The 22462-nt window shown below is 50.0% G+C and carries 22 protein-coding genes, 1 tRNA gene and 1 other RNA gene; 4 read left to right on the top strand and 20 right to left on the bottom strand.

From position 1 onward, the window contains the following. Positions 1–5 precede the first annotated feature (5 nt). The 10 genes from ABD836_RS04340 to ABD836_RS04385 all read right to left on the bottom strand — a co-directional run bounded on the left by ABD836_RS04340 (position 6) and on the right by ABD836_RS04385 (position 7407). Positions 6–458 (bottom strand): YcgN family cysteine cluster protein, encoded by a 453-nt coding sequence (locus tag ABD836_RS04340; protein WP_344932673.1) that lies wholly within the window; start codon positions 456–458, stop codon positions 6–8. Further along, the gene (locus tag ABD836_RS04345; protein WP_344932675.1) at positions 451–732 is read right to left on the bottom strand and encodes a YcgL domain-containing protein; all 282 of its coding nucleotides are present in this window, start codon (positions 730–732) and stop codon (positions 451–453) included. The genes ABD836_RS04340 and ABD836_RS04345 overlap by 8 nt, the downstream gene beginning before the upstream one ends. Further along, entirely contained in the window at positions 729–1844 is a 1116-nt protein-coding gene (rnd, locus tag ABD836_RS04350) for a ribonuclease D (RefSeq protein WP_344932677.1), read from the bottom strand. Before rnd ends, ABD836_RS04345 begins: the two co-directional genes overlap by 4 nt. Next, a complete protein-coding gene (recR, locus tag ABD836_RS04355) occupies positions 1837–2436 on the bottom strand; it encodes a recombination mediator RecR (RefSeq protein WP_344932678.1) in 600 nt (199 codons plus the stop codon). The genes rnd and recR overlap by 8 nt, the downstream gene beginning before the upstream one ends. A 2-nt stretch (positions 2437–2438) precedes the next feature. Next, complete coding sequence (locus tag ABD836_RS04360; protein ID WP_344932680.1) at positions 2439–2762, bottom strand: YbaB/EbfC family nucleoid-associated protein; 324 nt, start codon at positions 2760–2762, stop codon at positions 2439–2441. A gap of 28 nt (positions 2763–2790) precedes the next feature. Further along, positions 2791–4677 (bottom strand): DNA polymerase III subunit gamma/tau, encoded by a 1887-nt coding sequence (dnaX, locus tag ABD836_RS04365; RefSeq protein ID WP_344932682.1) that lies wholly within the window; start codon positions 4675–4677, stop codon positions 2791–2793. A gap of 113 nt (positions 4678–4790) precedes the next feature. Continuing rightward, positions 4791–4887, bottom strand: an RNA gene (ffs, locus tag ABD836_RS04370) — signal recognition particle sRNA small type. A gap of 114 nt (positions 4888–5001) precedes the next feature. Next, the gene (locus ABD836_RS04375; RefSeq protein ID WP_344932685.1) at positions 5002–5628 is read right to left on the bottom strand and encodes a DUF4136 domain-containing protein; all 627 of its coding nucleotides are present in this window, start codon (positions 5626–5628) and stop codon (positions 5002–5004) included. Positions 5629–5663: 35 nt separating this feature from the next. Further along, positions 5664–7070, bottom strand: a complete 1407-nt coding sequence (locus ABD836_RS04380) for a DegQ family serine endoprotease (RefSeq protein ID WP_344932687.1) — start codon at positions 7068–7070, stop codon at positions 5664–5666. A gap of 106 nt (positions 7071–7176) precedes the next feature. Then, complete coding sequence (locus ABD836_RS04385; RefSeq protein WP_344932689.1) at positions 7177–7407, bottom strand: polyhydroxyalkanoic acid system family protein; 231 nt, start codon at positions 7405–7407, stop codon at positions 7177–7179. Between the two features lie 18 nt (positions 7408–7425). On the opposite strand from ABD836_RS04385, the gene ABD836_RS04390 reads away from it, so the two are divergent. After that, positions 7426–7647 (top strand): hypothetical protein, encoded by a 222-nt coding sequence (locus ABD836_RS04390; RefSeq protein WP_344932691.1) that lies wholly within the window; start codon positions 7426–7428, stop codon positions 7645–7647. Here the strand turns inward: ABD836_RS04390 and ABD836_RS04395 are convergent. After that, a tRNA-Ala gene (locus tag ABD836_RS04395) sits at positions 7636–7711 on the bottom strand. The genes ABD836_RS04390 and ABD836_RS04395 overlap by 12 nt on opposite strands. 108 nt (positions 7712–7819) lie before the next feature. Continuing rightward, positions 7820–9316: a glutamate--tRNA ligase gene (gene gltX / locus ABD836_RS04400; RefSeq protein WP_344932694.1), complete on the bottom strand. Its 1497-nt coding sequence runs from the start codon at positions 9314–9316 to the stop codon at positions 7820–7822. A gap of 132 nt (positions 9317–9448) precedes the next feature. Between gltX and dusA the strand changes: the two genes are divergently transcribed. Genes dusA through ABD836_RS04415 form a run of 3 tightly spaced genes read left to right on the top strand, consistent with a single transcriptional unit; the run spans position 9449 to position 11851 of the window. After that, a complete protein-coding gene (gene dusA / locus ABD836_RS04405; RefSeq protein ID WP_344932696.1) occupies positions 9449–10432 on the top strand; it encodes a tRNA dihydrouridine(20/20a) synthase DusA in 984 nt (327 codons plus the stop codon). Between the two features lie 26 nt (positions 10433–10458). Continuing rightward, complete coding sequence (gene tal, locus ABD836_RS04410; RefSeq protein ID WP_344932698.1) at positions 10459–11409, top strand: transaldolase; 951 nt, start codon at positions 10459–10461, stop codon at positions 11407–11409. Position 11410: 1 nt separating this feature from the next. Then, the gene (locus ABD836_RS04415) at positions 11411–11851 is read left to right on the top strand and encodes a tellurite resistance TerB family protein (RefSeq protein ID WP_344932701.1); all 441 of its coding nucleotides are present in this window, start codon (positions 11411–11413) and stop codon (positions 11849–11851) included. 1 nt (position 11852) lies between these two features. On the opposite strand, the gene ABD836_RS04420 is transcribed toward ABD836_RS04415, so the two are convergent. The 8 genes from ABD836_RS04420 to ABD836_RS04455 form a co-directional block, all read right to left on the bottom strand. Beyond that, positions 11853–12341 (bottom strand): STAS domain-containing protein, encoded by a 489-nt coding sequence (locus tag ABD836_RS04420; protein WP_344932704.1) that lies wholly within the window; start codon positions 12339–12341, stop codon positions 11853–11855. A gap of 4 nt (positions 12342–12345) precedes the next feature. Next, positions 12346–13527 carry a PP2C family protein-serine/threonine phosphatase gene (locus ABD836_RS04425; RefSeq protein ID WP_344932707.1) on the bottom strand — a complete coding sequence of 394 codons (1182 nt, stop codon included), beginning with the start codon at positions 13525–13527 and terminating at the stop codon, positions 12346–12348. 81 nt (positions 13528–13608) lie between these two features. Beyond that, positions 13609–14328 carry an MlaA family lipoprotein gene (locus ABD836_RS04430; RefSeq protein WP_344932710.1) on the bottom strand — a complete coding sequence of 240 codons (720 nt, stop codon included), beginning with the start codon at positions 14326–14328 and terminating at the stop codon, positions 13609–13611. A gap of 92 nt (positions 14329–14420) precedes the next feature. Further along, a complete protein-coding gene (locus ABD836_RS04435) occupies positions 14421–15158 on the bottom strand; it encodes an HvfC family RiPP maturation protein (RefSeq protein WP_344932713.1) in 738 nt (245 codons plus the stop codon). Continuing rightward, the gene (locus tag ABD836_RS04440) at positions 15158–16012 is read right to left on the bottom strand and encodes an HvfB family MNIO-type RiPP peptide maturase (protein WP_344932716.1); all 855 of its coding nucleotides are present in this window, start codon (positions 16010–16012) and stop codon (positions 15158–15160) included. Before ABD836_RS04440 ends, ABD836_RS04435 begins: the two co-directional genes overlap by 1 nt. 43 nt (positions 16013–16055) lie before the next feature. Further along, positions 16056–16544, bottom strand: a complete 489-nt coding sequence (locus ABD836_RS04445) for an HvfA family oxazolone/thioamide-modified RiPP metallophore (protein ID WP_344932718.1) — start codon at positions 16542–16544, stop codon at positions 16056–16058. A gap of 145 nt (positions 16545–16689) precedes the next feature. Beyond that, the gene (gene hrpA, locus ABD836_RS04450; protein WP_344932720.1) at positions 16690–20625 is read right to left on the bottom strand and encodes an ATP-dependent RNA helicase HrpA; all 3936 of its coding nucleotides are present in this window, start codon (positions 20623–20625) and stop codon (positions 16690–16692) included. Positions 20626–20691: 66 nt separating this feature from the next. Next, the gene (locus tag ABD836_RS04455; RefSeq protein WP_425583017.1) at positions 20692–22383 is read right to left on the bottom strand and encodes an AMP-binding protein; all 1692 of its coding nucleotides are present in this window, start codon (positions 22381–22383) and stop codon (positions 20692–20694) included. Between the last annotated feature and the right edge of the window lie 79 nt (positions 22384–22462).

The following is a 22462-nucleotide window of genomic DNA, read 5'->3' on the forward strand; positions in this document are numbered from 1 at the left end:
TCACCTTAATTAACCCACTGAATTATATGATCTTCTAGCTCATCATCCACCACAGCCAACTCATTGACACAACGGCCTCGCACTGAGATTTTCGCGCGATGTACTGTATCGTCGCTATCTGAGAGCAGCGGATGCCAAGGTGCCAGACGGCCACCCTCACTTAATACCCGATACGCGCAGGTTCTAGGTAACCAATGGAACTCGCTAACATCCTCAAGCTTAAGCTGCAGGCAATCCGGCACCCGCTTCTGACGATGAGTATAGTCACTGCAACGACAGCTTGTTGTATCCAGTAAGCGGCATGCAACGTCGGTGTAAAACACCTCCCCGCTGTCCTCATCTTCTAATTTTTGTAGACAGCACTTCCCGCAGCCGTCGCAAAGCAGCTCCCACTCTTGGGTAGTCATTTCGGCAAGCGACTTCACTTCCCAAAAAGGTGCTCTGACAATATCAGCCATCGCGTTCCGGCCCTACCATGGGGTTTAGGCGCTCTGGCTGGGGAGGTAATTGCAGGTAAAATCCGTTATCAGCAATTTCCTGCATAACTTTGGCCACATCGGCGCGTGACAATTTGCGCTCAGCAGTAAGGACAAGCGTCATGGCTCGCACCGGCTTGCCGAATCGGGCCAATAAGCCCTCCGGCACCTTGGCCAAATCTTCCTGATGATCCACATATAAATACATGCCCTCGGTACATGGGCTGCGGTAAACCGCACATATCCGTTTTATCATTTATTCTCACTCATGCGCAGCAGCCCTTCACCAACGAGTGGTGCGCGCCAGCCGCACAACGCGACTGGCAAGGCACCACTGCGAATCAATTCTTCTAAATCGCGTTTTTTCAACAACACTTCTGGCGCTATATTCGCGGCTACTGCGGCGGCCTCCCCCAACACTTTCATCTGCTTCAGGAGTTGGGTTTGCGCCGGCGTCAGCGGCTTTGGCGCAGCCACAGGCAAATCGGCGTCTGGCGCCGCGCGAGCATCACTCACTATTTGCAATATAAGCTCGCCGTAACGACGCACACTGCCTGGCGATAAATCTTTAACTCGGCCTAACTGGCTTAAATCGCCAGGCATGTGCCGAGCAATTTCAAAGCACACAGGATCTTTGATGACCCGCCCCCGAGGAATATTGCGCTCTTTAGCCTCAGTCTCACGCCATGCACAAAGCTGTTGCAGCGTATATTGCTGACGCTGACTGAGCTTCCATAAGGACTTTATGCGCTGATAATAGTCTTGAGGGGACGTCGGGCTTTCAGCTTGCGCGGTGATTGCAGCACAATCTTCCAACCACCAGTCAAGGGCACCTTTCGCTTCTAAGCGTTGCCGTAGCAGTGGATAGACTTTTTGCAAATACAAGACATCTAACGCTGCGTAGGTGCACTGGCTCTCGCTCAAGGGCCTACGTAGCCAATCTGAGCGAGTCTCACCCTTCTCGACATGAATACCCAAACATTCCATGATCAGCTTTTGATAACTCAGGCCAAAACCCAATCCAGCCAGTGCGGCGCCGATCTGAGTGTCTAATAACGGCTGAGGTACACACTGAAACAGTACTTGAAAAACTTCTAAGTCTTCGCTGCAGGAGTGAATGACCTTGGGGATATCCTGACGTCGCAGCAAATCAGTAAACACCGACCAATCGCTAATATTTAGGGGGTCGATTAAGTACAACAAACCGGCAGCCCCAACCTGCAATAGGCCCGCGATTGGGTAAAAGGTGTCAGTGCGGATAAATTCGGTATCAATAGCCAAAAATTCGGCCTGCGCCCAGATTGCGCAACACTCATTTAAAGCGCTGTCGCTATCTATATAGCGACAAGATTCCAAGGGATCAATCAATGCGTCGTCGTCCTTTTAATGCGTGTGCGAGGGTACCGCTGTCTACGTACTCAAGTTCACCACCCAATGGCACGCCGTGCGCAATTCTGCTTACGGCAATACCGCGGCTGCGCATTTGCTCGGTAATATAGTACGCAGTCGCTTCACCTTCGACGGTGGGGTTAGTTGCCAAAATCAATTCACTCACCGCCAATTCGGCTGCGCGCGCCAATAGATGATCGATCCCAATTTCAGCGGGACCAATGCCATCTATGGGGGATAAATGCCCCATCAATACAAAATAAAGGCCCTTGTAATCGCCACTCTGCTCAAAAGCGACAACATCGGCGGGCGATTCAACAACACAAATGGTTTGATTGTCGCGGCGGCTATCGGCGCAAATAAAACACTGCTCATTTTCAGTTAACGTACGACAACTGGCACAGTGGCCAACCTTCTCAACCGCCTTGGCCAACGCCGAAGACAGGCGCGCAGCGCCCGGTCGATTGCGCTCTAATAGCTGAAAGCTCATACGCTGAGCTGATTTCGCGCCGACGCCGGGAAGGCAACGCAAGGCATCGATTAACTCGTCTATAAGTGGGCTGTAACTCATCGTTAAAATGGCATCTTAAAGCCGGCAGGCATACCCATACCAGACAGCATCCCGCCCATCTGATCCTTGCTACTGGCTTCAATTTTACGTGCGGCATCATTCATGGCAGCCGCAATCAAATCCTCTAGAATTTCTTTATCTTCCGACATCAAGCTCGGATCAATACTCACCCGGCGTACATCGTGACGCCCCGTCATGGTTACTTTAACTAGGCCGGCGCCCGATTCGCCCTGCACTTCAGCATTGGCTAATTCCTCTTGGGCTTTTTGCATTTTTTCCTGCATTTCAGCCGCTTTTTTCATTAACTCATTTAAATCAGGCTTCATCTGGATATCTCTACGTAATGTTTACAATTTAAGCGGGTAATCGAACCGATTCTTGATCAAGTACCCCGTCAAACTCAGCTATTAAGCGGTTTACCATTGGATCGGCTACCAGGGCTTCTTTTGCAATGAGCAGCCGTTCATCTAAACAGCGTTGTCGATACGCCGCCGGGGTTTCAGTCGGAGCCGGCGCAATTGCAACGGCAACCTTCAGAGGAACACCGAAATACTCACAGAGCATTTCGCCAAGGCGCTCAATGTGGCGATCATTTAGCAGGGCTGCATTCGCCGTATCAATATTAAAGTGCAGGCTATTGGCAGTTTTATCGACAATCTGACAATGGCTAGCAATACTGCCCAGCATACCGGGCAGCTTAAACAGGTCAAATTGCTCCCGCCAAACTTGCTCTGAGAATGCAGCCAAGCTAATTTTTTCCGCCGCGGCAGCCGTCACCAGCGGTTCAGCACCCGCCGCCGCTTCCTGAAACGGCGCCGATTGCGCCGCGGGCTCCTCAAGTTCGACTGCAATAGCAGCCGGAGCAGGTTTCGGCTCAAGTGTTGCTAGCGCACTAGCCACTGCAGGCCGCTCTTCCCAAGGCGGTAGCGAATCACCACGACTGGCAGTGTTCATGCTCTCACTTGGCGGCAGCTCTTCAATAGGCAATGCTGACGGCGCCTGACTTACAGAGGCCCTAACCGGCAAGCTTAGCTCGCTAACTGGCTGCTGGGGCGCAGCTTTTGTTAAATTACTCGTTAAGGGCTTTTTTACCGCAACAGCGGCCTCCGCCGCTGGCTTAGCGCGGGGCAATGTCTTTTGCGGGCCATCAATAACGCCCTGAGGCTTAAAAGCCAACATACGCAACAACAGCATTTCCAAACCGGCGCGAGGATCCGGCGCCAAGCCCAAATCGCGACGACCAGCTAATGCCATTTGATAGTAAAACTGCACGTCTTCTGCAGTGACAGTGGCAGCGAGATCAATGATCCTCTGACGATCGCCCAAGCTGTTATCTAGGCCCTCTGCCACGGTTTGCGCAACAGCCAAGCGATGCAGCACTACCAAAAGCTCGCTGACCACACCTGCAAAATCAGCACCCATTTCTGCCAAATCCGCCACAATCGCCAGAAGTGCCGCACCATCACTGGCCGCAAATGCCTCAATAAGGCGATAGACCGAGCCGTGGTCTATCGTCCCCAGCATTTGGCGCACATCGACCTCTGCCAGTTTTCCCGACCCAAACGCGATGGCCTGGTCGGTCAAACTTAAGGCATCGCGCATACTGCCGTCCGCTGCGCGACCCAGCAGCCAAAGTGACGGCTCCTCGTACTGAACCATTTCTTTTTCAAGAATGGTTTTGAGGTAGTCGACAATACGCTCTGCGGTTAGATTTTTGAGATTAAATTGCAGGCAACGCGACAAAATAGTCGCAGGCAATTTTTGCGGGTCAGTCGTCGCCAGTAAAAACTTAACGTGAGCTGGAGGCTCTTCCAATGTTTTCAGTAGCGCATTAAAGCTGCTGCTACTGAGCATGTGCACTTCATCTATGAGGTAGACTTTATAGCGGCCTTGACTCGGCGCGTATTGCACATTGTCGAGTATTTCGCGGGTGTCTTCGACCTTGGTACGAGACGCCGCATCCACTTCGAGCAGATCAACAAAACGACCTTCATTTATTGCCACGCAGGCGTGGCACTGACCACAGGGCTCAGAGCTAACACCAACCTCACAGTTTAGGCATTTCGCTAGGATACGGGCAATGGTCGTCTTACCAACGCCGCGGGTACCCGTGAATAAATAGGCGTGATGGAGACGGTCGTGATCGAGGGCGTTTATCAGCGCCTTTAGCACATGATTTTGGCCTGCCATCTCACGGAAGGTTTTTGGGCGCCACTTACGCGCCAACACCTGATAGCTCATTGAATAATTCCTAACGTGGAAGCGGCAAGGATACACCAGCGCTGCAAGGACATAAACCAATGAAAGCGAACGGAAATTAATACAAAGGAGGGAGTTTAACGTTCTGGTGGCAGTCCAACCAGCCACACCCCGGCACACGATATGATAACTACCGTTGCTCCCTTCCAGGCCTGGCGGAGTTCGCTATCTCTCGTTGCGGGGGGACCGGAAGGACTACCGCAGAAAACACGTTTTTGGCTAGGCCTCAACGCGGGCGCTATTGTCAACGAAAGCCCCTTGACATGCAAGCCGCCCGAACCAATATTCCTCAATATTCTCCATTTATCAAGGTGCTAGGTCTGCACCTGGAGGAAAATTAAGTAATACCGCCGCCACACTTTCTTGTATGTATTGACGTCGCTCCTGAGGCGTCTCCATATTTGGCATCCGGCGCTTGCTTGTGCCACGCCAAACCAGCTTTTTACTCTCTGCATCAATGATGTCAATAATCAGACTGCTCTCCTCATATCGACGCACTGAAATCTCATCATCAAAGAAGCCCCCTTGGCCAAAATGTCCGTGACCAAAACTAGAGCGATACCCGGGGCGATAACCGCAGTAGTAGCAAGGATAATAACCAAAGTAGGTATACCAAGAGCCAAAGCTACTTACATTCACTTTCTCCTCCTTTCCTAAATGGTAAGTCACTAATACCGATGCGGGAATGCCATCAAGCGCCTTGCTAATACCTTTTGCGGCTAACTGACTGTCTACTGCGTCAACTACTCGTTGACGCACCAAATCATTATCCAAATCCGGTGCGATGCCGGCACCATCAATGCCTGGCTGCGGCAGCCAAGCAAAGGTTGTTACCCCCTTAAAATCATAATCGGCCGCATAGTCTGAGTTGGCCGGAATACCAGCGCAAGCTGACACCAGTAATGCCAATATTACAATTAGGCTATTTTTCATATTACCGTCCACTTTCAGCACTACACGTAAAAAAATTAGGGCTGCAGCACAACCCACAAAGCCATTTGACCACGCAAGACCCGCAGCAACAATCCACCATTGCTTGCCGCCAGCACCTCACTCAATTCTTTAACATCACGCACCCGGCGCTGATTGGCCGACACGATCACATCCCCGGCCTGTAAATTACTCGACGCTTCTGCATTTTGCTTGACTTCCGCCACCAGCACGCCACGACCGTCAGACGAGTCGCGCAGAACAAGCCCCTTCAGTAAATCACTAACGTCATTGTCAGGTAGATTTACAGCCGTTTTTAATGTGGAGGCCTCTCGCAAACGCGCATGCAAGACTTTAGTTTTGCCATCACGCACTACAGTCACCGCGACTTTATCACCAACGCGGCGCAAACCAACCGCATTACGCAATTGCGCTGAACTATGGACGTCTTTACCATCTATCGCGACAACCAAATCACCAGGCTTAATATCCGCGTCGGCGGCGGCGGATTTATCCTGCACTTCGGCAATGACCGCTCCGCGCTGATGCTTAGGCAGTTTAAACGCGTCTGCCAACTCAGGGCTTAGATCTTGAATCACGACCCCAAGCTGACCACGCTTCACCTCCCCGTGCTCCAAAATTTGATCAATGCTGACCTTTGCCATATTGATTGGAATAGCAAAGCCTATACCTACATTACCCCCGGCCGGCGCCAATATTGCAGTATTCACCCCAACGAGTTCACCATGTAAATTGACGAGCGCACCACCTGAGTTACCCGGGTTGATTGAGGCGTCAGTTTGAATAAAATTCTCGTAGCCCTCAATCCCCAAACCGGTTCGACCTAACGCACTAACAATACCGGTAGTCACCGTCTGCCCCAGACCAAAGGGATTACCGATTGCCACCACATAATCGCCGACTTCTAAATTTTCAGAATTCGCTAGCTTTACACTATGTAAATCCTTGGCGTCGATTTTAAGCACGGCGATATCTACATCTGGATCAGAGCCAATTAACGTGGCGGTATAACTACGCCCATCTTCCAAGGCAACAGTAATTTCATCAGCCCCGTTAATAACATGGTGATTGGTGAGCACTGTGCCAGCTTTAGCATCAATAATTACGCCGGAGCCAGCACTTTGCGTGCGACGCTGCTGTTGCGGGCGCATCTGCTGATCAGGAACGTTAAAAAAGCGGCGAAAAAAGGGATCGTTTAGTAGCGGGTTTTGCTGAACACTGCGGGTAGTATAGGTTGATATATTCACCACAGCCGGATTAACCGTCTTCAGCATGGGCGCCAAACTAGGCAGAGTCCGCCCGTCGGCGTCTTGCTGGGGGAACAATGCAAAACTATTCTGGGCCAATCCAAGGAAAAAGCTCAGCATCACGCACTTTAACACCATGCTGAGTGGCTGATACGCTCGGTATTTCAGACTATTCATACGTCTCCTAAACTCCCGTAGTCAATCACAATGAGCTTTAGAGCAAGTCCCAGACTAAAAATTCCCTAGCAAAGTAATTTCTTGTTTATCTTTCACAAGCGCGTTATCACGCGAGTTTTTCTGCCATAGCGCGTGAGATTTCGGTCTCCAGTGTTGACTTAAATGCTCGCATCATTAATCCAAGTTTTATCTCAACGCGAACCTCAGATGGCACGAGCGAAATTCGTCCCTTAACACCTGCGCGCTGAACCTCGACCTCATCATCGTTTAACCAATGTGCTTTGAGCTGATATTTTTCTTCCAACTTAGCCGCCAACTGGCGAATCATCGTACGCATCTCGGCAGGCGTCTTTTTATGGCTTTGGCGAAGAGAAATAGTCGACACGAATCAAACACCTCATTTAGCGAGTTTATTATTAATGCTTTGAATAGTATGCCAGATACCGTCAATTGTAACGAAATCAATGGACTGCAGGCGACAGTCTCTCCCGCCATTCAAGCAGCCGATAGCGCCTACTTTATGACAGGCAAAAAAAAACCGCTTTTCAGCGGTTTTTCAAAACTTTGGTGGAGCTAGGCGGGATCGAACCGCCGACCTCTTGCATGCCATGCAAGCGCTCTCCCAGCTGAGCTATAGCCCCAAAGCAGAGGATGCGCATATTAATGTTCACCCCTAGCCTTGTCAACAAGTGGATGAAAAATCTGGTTAATTTCTTAAACAACTCCACTTCCCCGTTAAAACTTCACCCCTATCGATTGGATTCACAAGCCTGCTGGTAACGCTTCTCCAATTTTTTAAGCCGCTTCTTACCGACGCCGCCAAGCACTTCAACAGCATGACGCAAACGCGCCCTACTCATATCGGGACCAAGTACTTCCATAGAGTCGACAACTGAAATTGACGATGTTGTACCCGCAATAGCAATAAACAAGGGCGGCATAAAGTCTTTCAACTTGATACCCAAACCCTCTGCCAAGGACTTTATCTCGGCAAAGATGGCATCACGCTGCCAGTCGTTCAATGCTTCAAGACGCCAAGCAGCGCACTGCAGTAAAGTTAGTAGCTCCTCTTCCTCTAAATTCGACACAGCAAAACTCGCTGGTGTTAGCGGCAACATGCCCGACAAGAAGAAACCAGCCAAGGGCGCCAAATCACTTAACACTTCGATACGTGACTGCACATGCGGAATCATTTTCATCAACATATCGCGATTTAAAGCCCAATCTTGCAAACGGTCAGCAAGTTGCTCCGCGCTGCAATCTTCACGTAACCACAATCCATTCAGCCAGCGCAATTTCTCAACATCAAAAATCGGCCCACCTAGGCTCACTCGGCTAATATCGAAGTGAGTTATCATCGCATCCAGACTGAACTTTTCGCTTTCATCGGGCATAGACCAACCCATGCGCCCTAAATAGTTCAGCATGGCCTCGGGTAGAAAGCCCATGCGTTTATAGTAATTGATGCTCGTCGGGTTTTTGCGCTTACTAAGCTTGCTCTTATCCGGGTTACGCAAGAGCGGCAAATGACAGAGCACAGGCATTTCCCAGCCAAAATACTGGTAAAGCAATTTGTGCTTTGGTGCCGAGTTTATCCACTCTTCTCCCCGCAATACGTGAGTAATCGCCATTAAATGGTCATCGACGACATTGGCTAAGTGATAGGTTGGCAATCCATCAGATTTCAGAAGAATTTGAGCATCGACCTGACCCCACTCTAGCTCTATCCTGCCCCGCAACATGTCATCAATCTCGCAGTGACCGTCGTCCTCAGGGACAAACATACGAATAACACAGGGGTCTCCGGCAGCTTCACGGCGAGCGTGCTCGCTTTCATCAAGCTTTAAATCCGAATATTTAAGCGCAGTATGACCGCCAGCCGCGCGACGCGCCTCACGCAATGCATCTAGCTCTGCGGGTGTGCGATAGCAATGGAAGGCGTGACCGGCCGATATTAGCTGTTCACAGTGCTCACGGTAAATTTCGCTTCGCTCACTCTGCCGGTAAGGACCATGTGGCCCACCGACATCCGGGCCTTCATCCCAGTCCAACCCCAACCACCGCAAAGAATCAAAAATCGCTTGCTCAGAAGCAGCAGTCGATCGCTGCTGATCGGTATCTTCGATCCTCAGCAAGAACTCCCCACCCTGGCTTTTGGCAAAGCAGTAGTTAAACAAAGCAATATAAGCGGTACCCACATGTGGGTCGCCAGTGGGAGACGGGGCAATACGAGTGCGAACAGTCATGGAGTGTTTATTACCATTTGAATACAATAGGGTTTTCAGCTCGCCACCATAATGACAGCAAGCTCATGCTGCCGCCATTATACGTGTCGAAACCGCCAAGATTCATCCATCCGCAGAGGTATTTCAGCGCTGATGAGCAAAAAAATTCTCGACCGTCGCTTCTGCGTCGCCCCGATGCTGGACTGGTCAGACCGTCACTGCCGCGTTTTTTGGCGACAGCTCAGCCGCCACGCAGTGTTATATACCGAAATGATCACTACCGGCGCATTGATTCACGGCGACCAGGAACGACATTTAGATTACAGCGATATAGAACACCCGGTTGCCTTGCAACTCGGCGGCAGCGATCCGGCAGCACTGGCGACTTCAGTACGTATGGCTGAACAATGGCAATATGACGAAGTAAATTTAAATTGTGGCTGTCCTTCTGACCGGGTTCAAAACGGTTTTTTTGGCGCCTGTTTAATGTCCCGGCCGAGCCTGGTAGCGGACTGTGTCAAGGCCATGAAAGACGCCGGCAATCTTCCCATTACCGTTAAACACCGCATAGGTATTGATGATCAGGAGGGTTACGGACCTCTGCAGGAATTTGTTGGCGCGATTGCGGAAGCCGGTACTGACGCTATTATTGTGCACGCCCGCAAGGCGTGGCTACAGGGCTTAAGCCCCAAAGAAAATCGTGAGATCCCCCCTTTAAATTACGATTTGGTGTACCAGCTCAAAAAGGATTTCCCTGAGCTAGAAATTATCATAAACGGCGGTATCCAAACCCTCGCGGATGCCAGCTCGCATTTGTCATATGTCGATGGCATCATGGTGGGCCGCAGCGCCTACCAAACACCTTACCTTCTAGCAGAGGTGGATGAACACTTTTACCAGCAGGCCGCTACAAGTAAAACGCGACGTGACATCATCCACGACCTGCTTCCCTATATTGAGGTGGAACTGGCCAAGGGCACCCGGCTAAACCACATGACTCGACATATATTAGGCCTATTTAATGGCCAAGCAGGCGGCAAACTATTTCGTCGCCACATTAGCGAACATGCTCACCGACCCGGCGCTGGCGTCGAGGTTCTTAGTGACGCGCTGGCCTTCGTGGAACGCAGCTGGTAGTTAACGACTTAAAGGATTATTTAATAATGAGAAGCAAACTCGAACAATTAAAAACAATGACCGATGTCGTCGCTGACACCGGCGACATTGAAGCCATCGCCCGTTTTGCGCCACAGGATGCAACGACTAACCCGTCGCTTATCCTGAAGGCTGCCGCCCTGCCCCAATACCGCACGCTGATTGACACGGTAGTGTCGAATACCATTAGTGATCGAGACAATCCCGAGCAGCTGCAATACGCCGCTACCCAGCTCGCCGTTGAAATTGGCGCTGAAATTACTAAACTCGTTCCAGGCAAGGTTTCTACAGAAGTTGATGCCCACCTTTCATTTAACACCAAGGCCATGATCGACGAAGGTCGACGTATCGTTCAACTCTACCAAGCCAAAGGTATTGATAAAGATCGTCTGTTAATAAAAATTGCCTCAACATGGGAAGGCATCCAGGCGGCGAAAGTCCTCGAACAAGAAGGCATCGAGTGCAACCTAACATTACTTTTCAGCTTAATTCAAGCCGCCGCGTGTGCCGACGCAGGTGCTACCTTAATTTCGCCGTTTGTCGGCCGAATTTTGGATTGGCATGTAGCCCACGGCGCGAAGCCGACCGATGCCGACGACGATCCTGGCGTACAATCGGTAAGCGCCATTTACAGTTATTACAAACAGCACGATTACAAAACCATCGTGATGGGCGCAAGCTTTCGCAATTGTGGCGAAATTGAAGCACTGGCGGGCTGTGACCGCCTCACTATTAGCCCAGCGTTACTAAGCGAATTAAAGGACGATGCCGGCACACTCCAGCGTCGCTTATCTCCCGAAATGAATTTCGCGCCTCAAGCTAAGCTCGTGATCAATGAAATTAACTTTCGCTGGCTAATGAATGAAGACGCCATGGCGACCGAAAAGTTGGCCGAAGGAATTCGCGCCTTTGCTGCAGACCAAGTCAAATTAGAAACACTACTGAAGGAGTGGCGCTAATATGTTCGAAAAACTAAAACAGTTATTCGCCGACGTCGACGACGCCAGTATGGAAAAAATGACTCTAGAGCTTGTCACCGCGGCACTATTACTCGAAGTAAGCAAAGCTGACTTCCAGGAAGACCCTGCAGAAATCGATAAAATTCGCGACATTCTGGTACAACATTTCTCAGTGAGCCTCGGCGATATTAATGCATTTATAGATGAGGCAAGGAGCACAGCTAGCGACAGCACCTCGCTCTACCCCTTTACCCGTTATATTAATGACAACTGCAATAATATCGAAAAATACCAGTTAGTCGTGGCTCTCTGGGAAGTTGCTCTGGAAGATGGGCGCATCGACAAATACGAAGATCACCTAATCCGTAAAATTTCGGATCTGATCTATTTGCCGCACAGTGAGTTTATTCGCGCTAAGTTAAGCGTGATGGGGAATACATAGACTAGAAGCACTGACCTTCAAGCAGAGACACTAACTCTCTAAACTTAGCGTGATTACTATCACTCAGGCCCATCAAGGTACGGTGGGCTTCGAGTACGCGAAGTTTCACGGCCTCTTCATTACAATCCAACACCGGTAATTCGCCAAGGTCTTCATCGTCCAGCAGTGGCTCTTCACGAATACGAAACACGCGATCAAAGCCCATGCTCTGCAGCACGCGGGTGATATCGGGATTTGTGGACAAGATCAGGGGAACAAACTGGAACTTTTCTTTGGCCTTTATCGCTAATTTAGCAAGCAAGCCCAAGGTTGTGCTGTCGACATTAATTGCATCAGAAAGATCGACAACAACGCTGGCAAAGCCTTGTACCGAGAACATCTCGTCGAAGAACTCATCCAAGGTTGTGCAAAGCGTCAGCCGTACATCACCGACTAGCTTTATGACAAAGGCACCATCCTGCCCTGCTACTAATATCCGTCCAGGCTGCATTCGCCTACAACCTACTTACAACTAAAATTGCGATATCGTCCGGCGCCTCGTCTATATCGAATAATCCAAAAGTTTCGGCCAACTGCGTTGATGAGTTCTGCCCTTGCTTTAATAAATCGAGCAGGAGCTGCTCTTTATTTTCCAAGGTATCGCTACCCAAGACTTCCAATATACCATCAGAGAATAAACTCAGCACAGCCCCCGGCGGAAAGCTGATCATATGGTCACTGAACTCGGCGTCAGTAAACAGACCAACTGGCATATCATGCTCTGGCAAAAACACGGCGTTGCCATCTACAGCCAACACTGGTGCGGGCAAATGACCAGCAACAGAGTAAGACAATTGATTACACTTCAAATCAAAGGCGCCAACGCAAAGCGTAACGTGCTTACCAATACCCATTTCCAGCAATTCTCGATTGGCAATGGCCAACATTTTTGCAGGAGATAGAATAGCGGTTGATCCTCGATGCAAAAAATCGCTGCGTTTTCGAGCAAAGAGGTTTTTTAAAAATACTGTTACGAAGGCCGAGCTTGCACCATGACCTGAAACATCAGCAACAAAAAACACGGCGTGATCTTCGCCGACCACAAAATAATCAACAAAATCACCACTCAAATAGAGCGACGGTAAAATATAGTGACAAAACTGGTAATTCGATATTGTCTTTGGCGTGTCTGGCAACAGCAACTGCTGTACATGTTTACCCGCTTGCTGGTCTTGCTGGAGTAGAGTCAAGCTTTCCAATAATTCGCGGTTCGCGCTCTCAAGCTTATTGCGATACGCCAAATTTTCGCGTTTTAATGCGCCACGCTCCAAAGCCCGATCAAGTACATGCTTAATCACCACCAGTTTTTCAGTGGGTAGCATCAAATAATCGGTAGCACCATGACGAACTGCGGCGAGAATATCGGCCATGCTCTTACGTCGAGAAAGACCGATCAGCGGAAGCTCCCTTGGGTCTGCAGCCATTTTTCCTAGCAGGTCAATTCCGCGCTCGTCGGGAAAATCGATATCAATCATCACAATATCAATGTCTTCTTCCCGGAAAATCGGCATTGCCACAGCGCAATCAGCAACGCCCACAACATCCATGCCAAGCTGTTCAAGGGAGTCAACGAGCTGAGCTTGTATTACATCGGCCTGCTGAACCAGCAGTATCCGATGAGGAAGGGAGTTATTCATGCAGCCTTTTTACCCGCATCCGAACACCGGCACAAGTAGCAATCTTGTGGAGGATTTACAGCTTGCTCGGCGAGTGCCTTTTTAAAAGTCAAAGGACTCGAAATCTTCATCGCCAAAATCATCTTTGAGCTGGCCATCATTGATCAAAAACTCTCTACGCTGAAGATAAGCGTCTTTAAAAAAGGTATATTTATCCCCAGACACCAAGTTCTCGGTGCCCAGCAAACTTGCGCGAACTTGGAGCAAATCCAGTGCGCTCATAGCGTAACGTGCTATCTCTGGATCGACAACGCCGGTAACCGACACGTAGGAGTCTATACCTTGCCCCGCGCCGTCTCGAAGATTGCTAGGGCCCAAAAATGGCAGTACCAAATATGGCCCTGGCCCAACCCCCCACACGGCCAAAGTTTGACCAAAATCTTCAGACTCACGTTTTAAGCCGATGAAGCTCGCCACATCAAAAAATCCAACGACCCCAACGGTAGTATTAATCACAAAGCGACCACCATCGACGAGCACATCGCCGGGTTTGCCCTGCAATAGCGCGTTGGTCATGTTTTTGATTTCACCAATATTATTAAAAAAATTGGCAATACCTTGATCGACAATAGTAGGGGTGATTTTGCGATAGCCTCTGGCGACAGGCTGCACCAAGTACTCATCAGCAGTGTTATTGAACGCAAATACCCCGCGATTAAAGCCTTCCCATGGGTCACGGGGATCGCCATCGCTCGCTGCGCTCGCTCCTGCCACCCCAAACACTGATAACAGCATCAGTAAGGCACAGACTTTTCGTTCCATTGGTATCATTTACCCAAATCACTCTGTAAGTCCAAAACCGGCCGATACTATACCTAATAGACCAGAAATTGGCACCAATTCGATCATTAACACTAATTTACTAACAAAATACCTAATTCCAGCAGTTGCTGTAATATCTCTCCACCGAAATCGACCACCGCTGCGCGCTCAATATTCAGCTCTCCCGCAATTTCAGTCAGGACCGCTGCCCCGGTTATTCCTGGCGACGCATCCAGTAAGCTCAATAGCCGTGCTGTTACCCGATTTATCTCGAGAAACTGCACCTTATCATCGCGGTTACGATAAACCACTATGAATGTCAGTTCGGCGCCCGCCTCACTCGGCCGGAATTCCGCGCTTATATGGTGAACCGGAAACGCATATGCCAACGACCAAGCCAACGGCGACAACGACAGCTGCGCCTTGAGAACATCGGCAACTGGCTGGATATTCGGGAGCTCGTCCTCAGCAATATCCAGAGCCAACTCTACCCATTCATAGTGGGCCAATTCACGTAAAAATGGCGGATCACTCGGCGCGTCACGCTCATCGTCAAGATACCCGAGAAATTCCTCGGCAATACGCAAAAAATAAGGACTATCGCAGCGGTGGTGATGCATAAAGTCACGCACCAAGGCATGCCACTCATCATCGCGGTACAAGCTTCGACACACAGGAAAGCCGTTACTGAGAAACCCCTCAATATTATTAAAGAAGAGATCTCTATAAATAGCCATGCGCCGGGCCTCAATACCTTGAGGCCCGGCGCAGTGCTCTGGGTCCCGCACAAACGCAGTCATACTCTGCTGGATCTGCTGAAATTCTTTCATCAACCGGCAAGCCCCTTAACAATGCTGCCTTGCCGTTCAGCTGCCATCTGTGCCGTGCGGATCTGCCCGACCTCTAATAGCAACTCAGCCATGGGTGGAAAATTAAAATCCCGCTCTAATAATGTCGGGAGTGGTCCGCATAAGCGGTAGGCTTCGTCAAGCAAAGCCCAGACAGAATCAATAACATCGGAACCGTGAGTATCAACCCGCAAATCCTCGGCCTCGTCAAAATGACCTGCTATATGTATATAGCGCGCTCTCGCCAAAGGTAGGGAGTGTAAAAATTGATAGGGATCGTAACGGTGATTTACGCTGTTGACGAAAATATTATTCACATCCAAGAGTAAATCGCAGTCAGCCTCAGCCAACACCGCATTAATAAACTCACTTTCGGACATTGTTTGTCCTGGCGCCGCATAATATGAGGCATTTTCGAGCAGTATTCGCTGACCAAGAACATCTTGAACCTGCTTTACTCTCTCAGCTACGTGATACACAGCCTCCTCCGTAAACGGAATCGGCAATAAATCATAGAGCTGACCTTCGTCGCCACAATACGTCAGGTGTTCCGAATATAATGGGCAGTCAAAATCTTGAATAAATCGTTTAATATCGCTTAACAAGGTTTTATCCAGTGGTGCAAACCCACCTATATTCAAAGACAAACCGTGCAAATAAACAGGATAGCGCTCAGCTAACTCGCGAAACGAGCGGCCGTAACGACCGCCGACATGCAACCAATTTTCAGGAGCGACCTCTATAAAATCCAACTCATTGCCAATAAGCCCGCGCAGCTCTGGAATCAACCCACGCCGCAAACCCAGACCGGCAAGTGCGCCAGATTTATTCGTCATTACAGCCACCCATTCACATTAACCCCCTCTTCGCAAAACCAAACTATTCAGCCATTTTTTCGGCGCCGCACTTTCCTTCACCGCATTTACCTTCGCCGCACTTACCTTCATGAGCCGCCTTTGCTTTATCCGCACCGCATTTGGCTTCGCCGCACTTACCTTCATGAGCCGCCTTGGCTTTATCGGCACCACACTTGGCTTCACCGCACTTGCCTTCATGAGCCGCCTTGGCTTTATCGGCACCACACTTGGCTTCACCGCACTTGCCTTCATGAGCCGCCTTGGCTTTATCGGCACCACACTTGGCTTCACCGCACTTGCCTTCATGGGCTGCTTTTGCCTTATCTGCTCCACATTTTGCTTCGGCCTTTGCCGCCTTATCTGAGTTCCCCATGGCCAATTCGTAACCAGAGATCATTGTATTCGCCGCAAAGGGGTTTTCGCCCGCCATTGCAGGACTCATCGACGAGGCCAACAAGGCTGCGCCAAACGCTGCTGCCATCGGTTTTTTCGCAAAAGGCTTCTGTGTCATATTATTCTCCGCATTCATTATTAAGTATGTTGCCAATGGGATCGAAAGCCGGGATTACATCCTTCGAGATTTAGCATAGCAGTTTTCGCCAGTAGAACTCATACGTTCAATATGTACAATTCGATGTAGCAATATATAGACGCACTCAATTTAGCAATGTTACATCCTGTACCAAAGCTTTCCAGAGCGTTTTTAAACGCTTCTCGGAAACCGGCACCCGTGTTCCCATATTTTGCGCAAACAGAGAGATCCTCAACTCTTCCAGTTGCCAGCGGTAATCCATGAGCAAGGGATGACGGCGATGCTTCTGAGGTAGTTTTTTTAGGAATTCAGCAAACTGCTGTTGCAACGGCTCCAGCGCTAATGTCGATTGTCGATCACGCTGATACGCGCCGTCTAATTTCGTAAGCCGCTGCAAAATAGCCTGTAAATAGCGCGGGTACTGACAAAGTTCATCACGATTTAAATCAGTAATAAACCCGTCAAAAAATAAACCATCTAGCTGACCATTTATATCGTTAATACTATGAATCCAGCTGAGTGAACTTAGTTTTTTGAGTCGGCGACGAATCTCGGCGTAGTTGGCGAGGATTTCCGTTAACAAGCCCGCACAGGCCTCCGCATCGGCTACAAACAAGGCACTTCCCTGCGTCCACATTTGCTCAAACTCAGGTTTCGTTTTGGGCAGCTTGTCGCGCGATAGACCAAAACTATGTTGTGCCGCTGCGAGCAAACAGTCTTCTAGCCAGCGTTTTTTCTGCTGGCCCACCGCAGAGAATTGTAGCTGCACTGCATTATTCCTAAGCAAGCTCCCTCGCAGGGTTTTACATTGCTGCGCAAGCCGCAATAACAATAGGCGCTGTACGCCACGTATATTGATTTCCTGCGCATCAGTTTCCGTCTCTGCTAGGCTTAATTCAACGCTCTCGCCCTGGTCCCGCAAGCAAGGATAGGCGACGAGCGTTGCACCACCTTGTTTAAACTCATATCGCGGCTCTAAGCGATCAAAGTCCCAGCTGTTTAGGGTCTTAGTTTCAAAACCGCTGCCACGCTCTTCTGCAATCCCTTGCTGTACCTGCACCGCGAGCTCGGCACACAACGCCCGCAAATCACGGCCTTGTGCCAATACTTTACCCGCGTTGTCGAGCACCCGAATATTCATACGGTAAAAGTTATCAATGCTATTGCGCGACCACTCGCCAACATCAATCTGCAGCCCAGTAATTTTACGCAGGGCGTCGGCTAGACTCGGCAGAAGGCCAACATCATTGATTGACAGCATTGGCAAGGCCTTATCAACAAAATCTGGCACCGGCACTAATTGCTTGCGCTGGGCTTTCGGCAGCGTTTTCAATAAGGCGATGCACTTATCCCGCAACAAGCCCGGCACCAACCACTCCAAGCGTCCATCGGGGAGCTTAGGGAGGTTAGCCAAGGGCACCGACACGCTAACTCCATCGGCAGGATGATTCGGTTCAAAATGATAACTCAGAGCCAATATCATACCCGCGCAGTGCAATGTATCCGGGAATTGTTGCTCAGTGACATCGCTACCAGCATGGCGCATTAATTCACCACGGCTCAAGAACAAGGTCCGCGGCGCCGCAGTACTTTTCAACCACTTTTCTAGATGCGCGGCAGTGATAATACCCTCGGGAATACGTTCATCGTAGTAGCGAAACAATTCATCGTCGGAGATCAAAATGTCGCGCCGACGAGCCTTATCTTCCAGCTCAGCAATTTCCTCTATCAATTTACGGTTATGTTGGAAAAACGCTGCCTTCCCCAGGTATCGTCCTTCAACCAAGGCCTGCCGAATTAAAATCTCGCGACTTTCTACCGGCGATATCGGTCCATAATGAACCCGCTTTTTATCGCGTATTAGCAAGCCATAAAGCATGGTTTGCTCAAAGGCCATCACTCGGCCGCTGCGACTATGCCAATGCGGCTCGTAATAGCTGCGTTTTAGTAGCTCATCGTTAATCCCAAACACCCATTCGGGGTCTATTTTAGCCACGCAGCGCGCATAGAGCTGAGTGGTTTCAGCTAGCTCCGCGGCCACTATCCATTTCGGAGATTTCTTAAACAATGAAGAACCAGGGAAAATACGCAGCTTACGGTTGCGAGCACCAAGATATTCACGATCTTCATCTTTACACGCAATCTGCCCTAAAAACCCCGGAAGTAGCGCTCTATGGATGCTATCGACGTCTGCAGGCGCCGAATTTACGGGCAACTTCAATTGCCGACACATCAGCGTAATTTGATGGTGAACCTCGCGCCATTCCCGCATACGCGTCCACGATAAAAACTCGCGTTGGCACAGTTTGCGCCACTGACTCGCGGACAGTTCTTGCCGCTGCTCTTCGGCATAGTTCCACAAACCAACAAAAGCCATAAAATCCGAATCTGGCTGCCAAAATCGGCGGTGTTTTTCATCGGCGGCCTGCTGCTTATCGGCAGGGCGATCCCGCGGATCTTGAATACTTAAAGCGCTGGCGATAATCAACATTTCTCGGAGACAGCCGCCATCTGCAGCCGCTAATAGCAAGCGACCAATACGCGGATCAACAGGGAAGCGCCCCAGCTGCTGACCTAACTTGTTGAGTTCGCCGTCCCGCACTGCGCCAAGCTCTGCCAATAAGGCAAAACCATCGTTGACAAACTTTTTGTCTGGTGCATCCACAAAGGGAAATGCATTGATATCCCCCAGTTTAAGCTGGAGCATCTGCAAAATAACTGCCGCGAGATTGGTGCGCTGAATCTCCGGCTCGGTATATATCGGCCTGCTCAGGTAATCGGCCTCGCTGTACAAGCGATAGGCAATACCCGCGGCTACACGCCCACAGCGGCCAGCACGCTGGTTTGCACTAGCTTGAGAGATAGGCTCGATCGGCAGGCGTTGAACCTTGCTGCGCACGCTATAGCGGCTAATACGCGCGGTGCCACCATCGATTACATAGCGGATCCCTGGCACGGTCAATGAGGTCTCCGCAACATTCGTGGCAAGCACCACCCGCCAACCGCGCCGTCCCCGCAGATCAAAGATCCGCTGCTGCTCCGCCGTGCTTAACCGCGAATACAGTGGCAATATTTCCGCACCAGGCAGCTCCGCTTTACGCAGATGCCGAGTCACATCGCGAATATCTCGCTCCCCGCTGAGAAAAACCAAGGTATCGCCACTGCGCTGCGCACCTTCCGCAAGCAATTCCCTCAAAACCGCCTCAACGGCCTCAGCCAAATCATTGTCAGCGCTCAATTCCTCTTGTGGACGGTAACGATACTCAACAGGAAAACTGCGGCCGGAAACTTCAATTACTGGCGCATTATTAAAGTGTTCCGAAAAGCGCGCCACATCGATAGTCGCCGAGGTAATAATCAGTTTTAAATCGGGCCGCTTAGGCAATAGCGTTTTCAAATAGCCCAGCAGAAAATCAATATTTAAACTGCGTTCATGCGCCTCATCAATGATGATGGTGTCATATTCACTCAAATAACGATCTCGCTGGATCGCCGCCAGCAAAATACCATCGGTCATTAATTTTATATGGCTATTTGGCGAGCTAACTTCTTGAAAACGAATTTGAAAGGCGACGCCGTCACCTAGCGTGGTGCCTAACTCTTCGGCCAAACGCTGGGCAACCGCCCGCGCGGCCAACCGCCGCGGCTGGGTATGCGCGATAACTCCCGCCACCCCGCGCCCCATATCCAGGCAGATTTTGGGAATTTGCGTCGTTTTTCCTGAGCCCGTCTCACCGGCCACCACCACCACCTGGTGAGCCGCAATCGCGGCTCGAATATCATCAACTCGCTGACTAACAGGTAAATCAGGTGGATAGGCAACACGCGGCAAATTATCTCTACGCAGCTGAACTCGGGCCTGCGATGCGCTAAATCGCTCTGCAAGTGCTGCCAGCTTGTGACTAATATCACCACCCGCCACTAACTGCTGCTGCAATTGCCGACAGCTTCGACCGAGTGCAAAGCGATCTGCTAAAAAACAGTTCTCGAGCTGCGCCATCAGTGCCAATGGGCTTAACGCCGCCGCAATCGCGTTTAATTCTGATTGAGTTTCAGGCATACATTCCATTAAAAACAAAAAAGGCGCCATTTGGCGCCTTTTACTTACTAGTTAATAGCTAAACTACTATTTAGCCTTAGCGAGCTTGGCAAGCTCTTCGTCGCGAAGAGAGCGCCGTAATACCTTACCCACATTGGTTTTAGGCAGTTCGTCACGCACTTCAATATAACGAGGCATTTTATAGCCAGTTAAGCGGTCGCGCAAAAATGCTTTTAACTCGGCGACATCAATATCGCCTTTTTTCGCGGCAACAAAGATCTTAACCGCTTCCCCAGATTTCTCATCGGGAACACCAATTGCCGCGCATTCTGCAATATTCGGGTGGCCACTCAGCACGTCTTCAATTTCATTGGGATAAACATTGAAGCCGGACACAATAATCATGTCCTTCATCCGGTCTACAATGCGCATATAGCCATCTTCTTGCACAATCGCGACGTCACCGGTATGTAACCAGCCATCAATAATGGTCTTTTCAGTTTCATCCGGACGCTGCCAATAGCCCATCATCACCTGTGGCCCGCGCACGCATAATTCGCCGCGTTCACCCACACCCATATCTTTACCTTCAACAACGATGCGGATTTCAGTGCCGGGTAATGCCACGCCAATCGTACCAATTTGATTGTTACCACCGGGATTAATAGAAACCACTGGCGAGGTCTCAGTCAGGCCATAGCCTTCATATACTTCTGCGCCGGTAACTTCCATCCACTCTTTAGCCGCGCCGGCAGTCAATGCCATGCCGCCAGACATTGTCGCCTTCACTGACGAGAAGTCCAACGCGCGGAATTCATCGTTATTGCACAGCTGCACAAACAAGGTATTAATCCCGCTCATGCCACTCCAGGGGTAGCGCTTCATTTCTTTAATCACGCTACTAAGATCACGAGGGTTAGCAATTAACACGCCGTGATTACCCTGCAACATTACGCAGAAAGACAGCATAAAGGAGTAAATATGGTATAGCGGCAGCGGCGACAGGAAGGTTTCTTCACCTTCGTTGAGGCCAAAACTTTCAAACAAGTTTTTGCTCTGAAGAATATTTGCCATCAAATTGCGGTGACTGATCATTGCGCCTTTAGACACACCAGTAGTACCGCCAGTGTATTGCAGCAATGCAACGTCTTCAGCGTCAGGGTTAGCCTTGGTAAATTGACCACTTTTGCCCTTAGCCAGAACGCTGCGGTATTTAACCGCGTTCTTAAAGCTAAATTTGGGCACCATTTTTTTAACGTATTTAACGACGTTGTTAATCAATAAACGCTTAGCGGTGGGATGCAGATCACCAATTTCGGTGACAATAACAAATTCTACTGGCGTCTCATCAACAACTGCTGCAGCTGCTTCTGCGACGTTGGCGAGCACAACTAACGCTTTGGCACCGGAGTCATTTAGTTGATGTTTGAGCTCGCGCTTGCTGTACAGCGGATTGGTATTGACCACAATGAGGCCAGCGCGAATCGCGCCAAACAAGGCTACAGGGTATTGCAGAATATTCGGCATTTGCAGGGCGATGCGATCACCGGGGCGCAAATTGGTGTGATTTTGTAAGTAGCTCGAAAATTGTGCAGAAAGTCGATCCAGGTCTTTATAGCTCAGCGTTTCACCCATACAAGATAACGCAGGTAAATCGCCGAACTTACTGACGCAATAGTCGAACATAGCCCCTAAATTGGCATGTTGCGTCAAATCTACGTCACTCGGCATGCCCACATTCTTGCGCGCTGCATTTATGACTGCTGCAATACTTTCCATTTCTGCTGACAAAGTCGCCCCCTAAAATTCGTGCTTGTTGTTATTGGCGCCGCACCCAAAACCTCAGGCAAGCCGACCA

This window comes from Zhongshania borealis, from assembly GCF_039539625.1.
Classification (GTDB): Bacteria; Pseudomonadota; Gammaproteobacteria; order Pseudomonadales; family Spongiibacteraceae; genus Spongiibacter; species Spongiibacter borealis.

Excerpts from the sequence above, each read along its gene's own strand:
- ABD836_RS04340 (WP_344932673.1), bottom strand. The coding sequence starts at position 458 with ATGGCTGATATTGTCAGAGCACCTTTTTGGGAAGTGAAGTCGCTTGCC.
- ABD836_RS04345 (WP_344932675.1), bottom strand. The coding sequence starts at position 732 with ATGATAAAACGGATATGTGCGGTTTACCGCAGCCCATGTACCGAGGGC.
- recR (WP_344932678.1), bottom strand. The coding sequence starts at position 2,436 with ATGAGTTACAGCCCACTTATAGACGAGTTAATCGATGCCTTGCGTTGC.
- ABD836_RS04360 (WP_344932680.1), bottom strand. The coding sequence starts at position 2,762 with ATGAAGCCTGATTTAAATGAGTTAATGAAAAAAGCGGCTGAAATGCAG.
- dnaX (WP_344932682.1), bottom strand. The coding sequence starts at position 4,677 with ATGAGCTATCAGGTGTTGGCGCGTAAGTGGCGCCCAAAAACCTTCCGT.
- ABD836_RS04375 (WP_344932685.1), bottom strand. The coding sequence starts at position 5,628 with ATGAAAAATAGCCTAATTGTAATATTGGCATTACTGGTGTCAGCTTGC.
- ABD836_RS04380 (WP_344932687.1), bottom strand. The coding sequence starts at position 7,070 with ATGAATAGTCTGAAATACCGAGCGTATCAGCCACTCAGCATGGTGTTA.
- ABD836_RS04385 (WP_344932689.1), bottom strand. The coding sequence starts at position 7,407 with ATGCGTACGATGATTCGCCAGTTGGCGGCTAAGTTGGAAGAAAAATAT.
- ABD836_RS04390 (WP_344932691.1), top strand. The coding sequence starts at position 7,426 with ATGGCTTTGGCGAAGAGAAATAGTCGACACGAATCAAACACCTCATTT.
- gltX (WP_344932694.1), bottom strand. The coding sequence starts at position 9,316 with ATGACTGTTCGCACTCGTATTGCCCCGTCTCCCACTGGCGACCCACAT.
- dusA (WP_344932696.1), top strand. The coding sequence starts at position 9,449 with ATGAGCAAAAAAATTCTCGACCGTCGCTTCTGCGTCGCCCCGATGCTG.
- tal (WP_344932698.1), top strand. The coding sequence starts at position 10,459 with ATGAGAAGCAAACTCGAACAATTAAAAACAATGACCGATGTCGTCGCT.
- ABD836_RS04415 (WP_344932701.1), top strand. The coding sequence starts at position 11,411 with ATGTTCGAAAAACTAAAACAGTTATTCGCCGACGTCGACGACGCCAGT.
- ABD836_RS04420 (WP_344932704.1), bottom strand. The coding sequence starts at position 12,341 with ATGCAGCCTGGACGGATATTAGTAGCAGGGCAGGATGGTGCCTTTGTC.
- ABD836_RS04425 (WP_344932707.1), bottom strand. The coding sequence starts at position 13,527 with ATGAATAACTCCCTTCCTCATCGGATACTGCTGGTTCAGCAGGCCGAT.
- ABD836_RS04430 (WP_344932710.1), bottom strand. The coding sequence starts at position 14,328 with ATGGAACGAAAAGTCTGTGCCTTACTGATGCTGTTATCAGTGTTTGGG.
- ABD836_RS04435 (WP_344932713.1), bottom strand. The coding sequence starts at position 15,158 with ATGAAAGAATTTCAGCAGATCCAGCAGAGTATGACTGCGTTTGTGCGG.
- ABD836_RS04440 (WP_344932716.1), bottom strand. The coding sequence starts at position 16,012 with ATGACGAATAAATCTGGCGCACTTGCCGGTCTGGGTTTGCGGCGTGGG.
- ABD836_RS04445 (WP_344932718.1), bottom strand. The coding sequence starts at position 16,544 with ATGACACAGAAGCCTTTTGCGAAAAAACCGATGGCAGCAGCGTTTGGC.
- hrpA (WP_344932720.1), bottom strand. The coding sequence starts at position 20,625 with ATGCCTGAAACTCAATCAGAATTAAACGCGATTGCGGCGGCGTTAAGC.
- ABD836_RS04455 (WP_425583017.1), bottom strand. The coding sequence starts at position 22,383 with ATGGAAAGTATTGCAGCAGTCATAAATGCAGCGCGCAAGAATGTGGGC.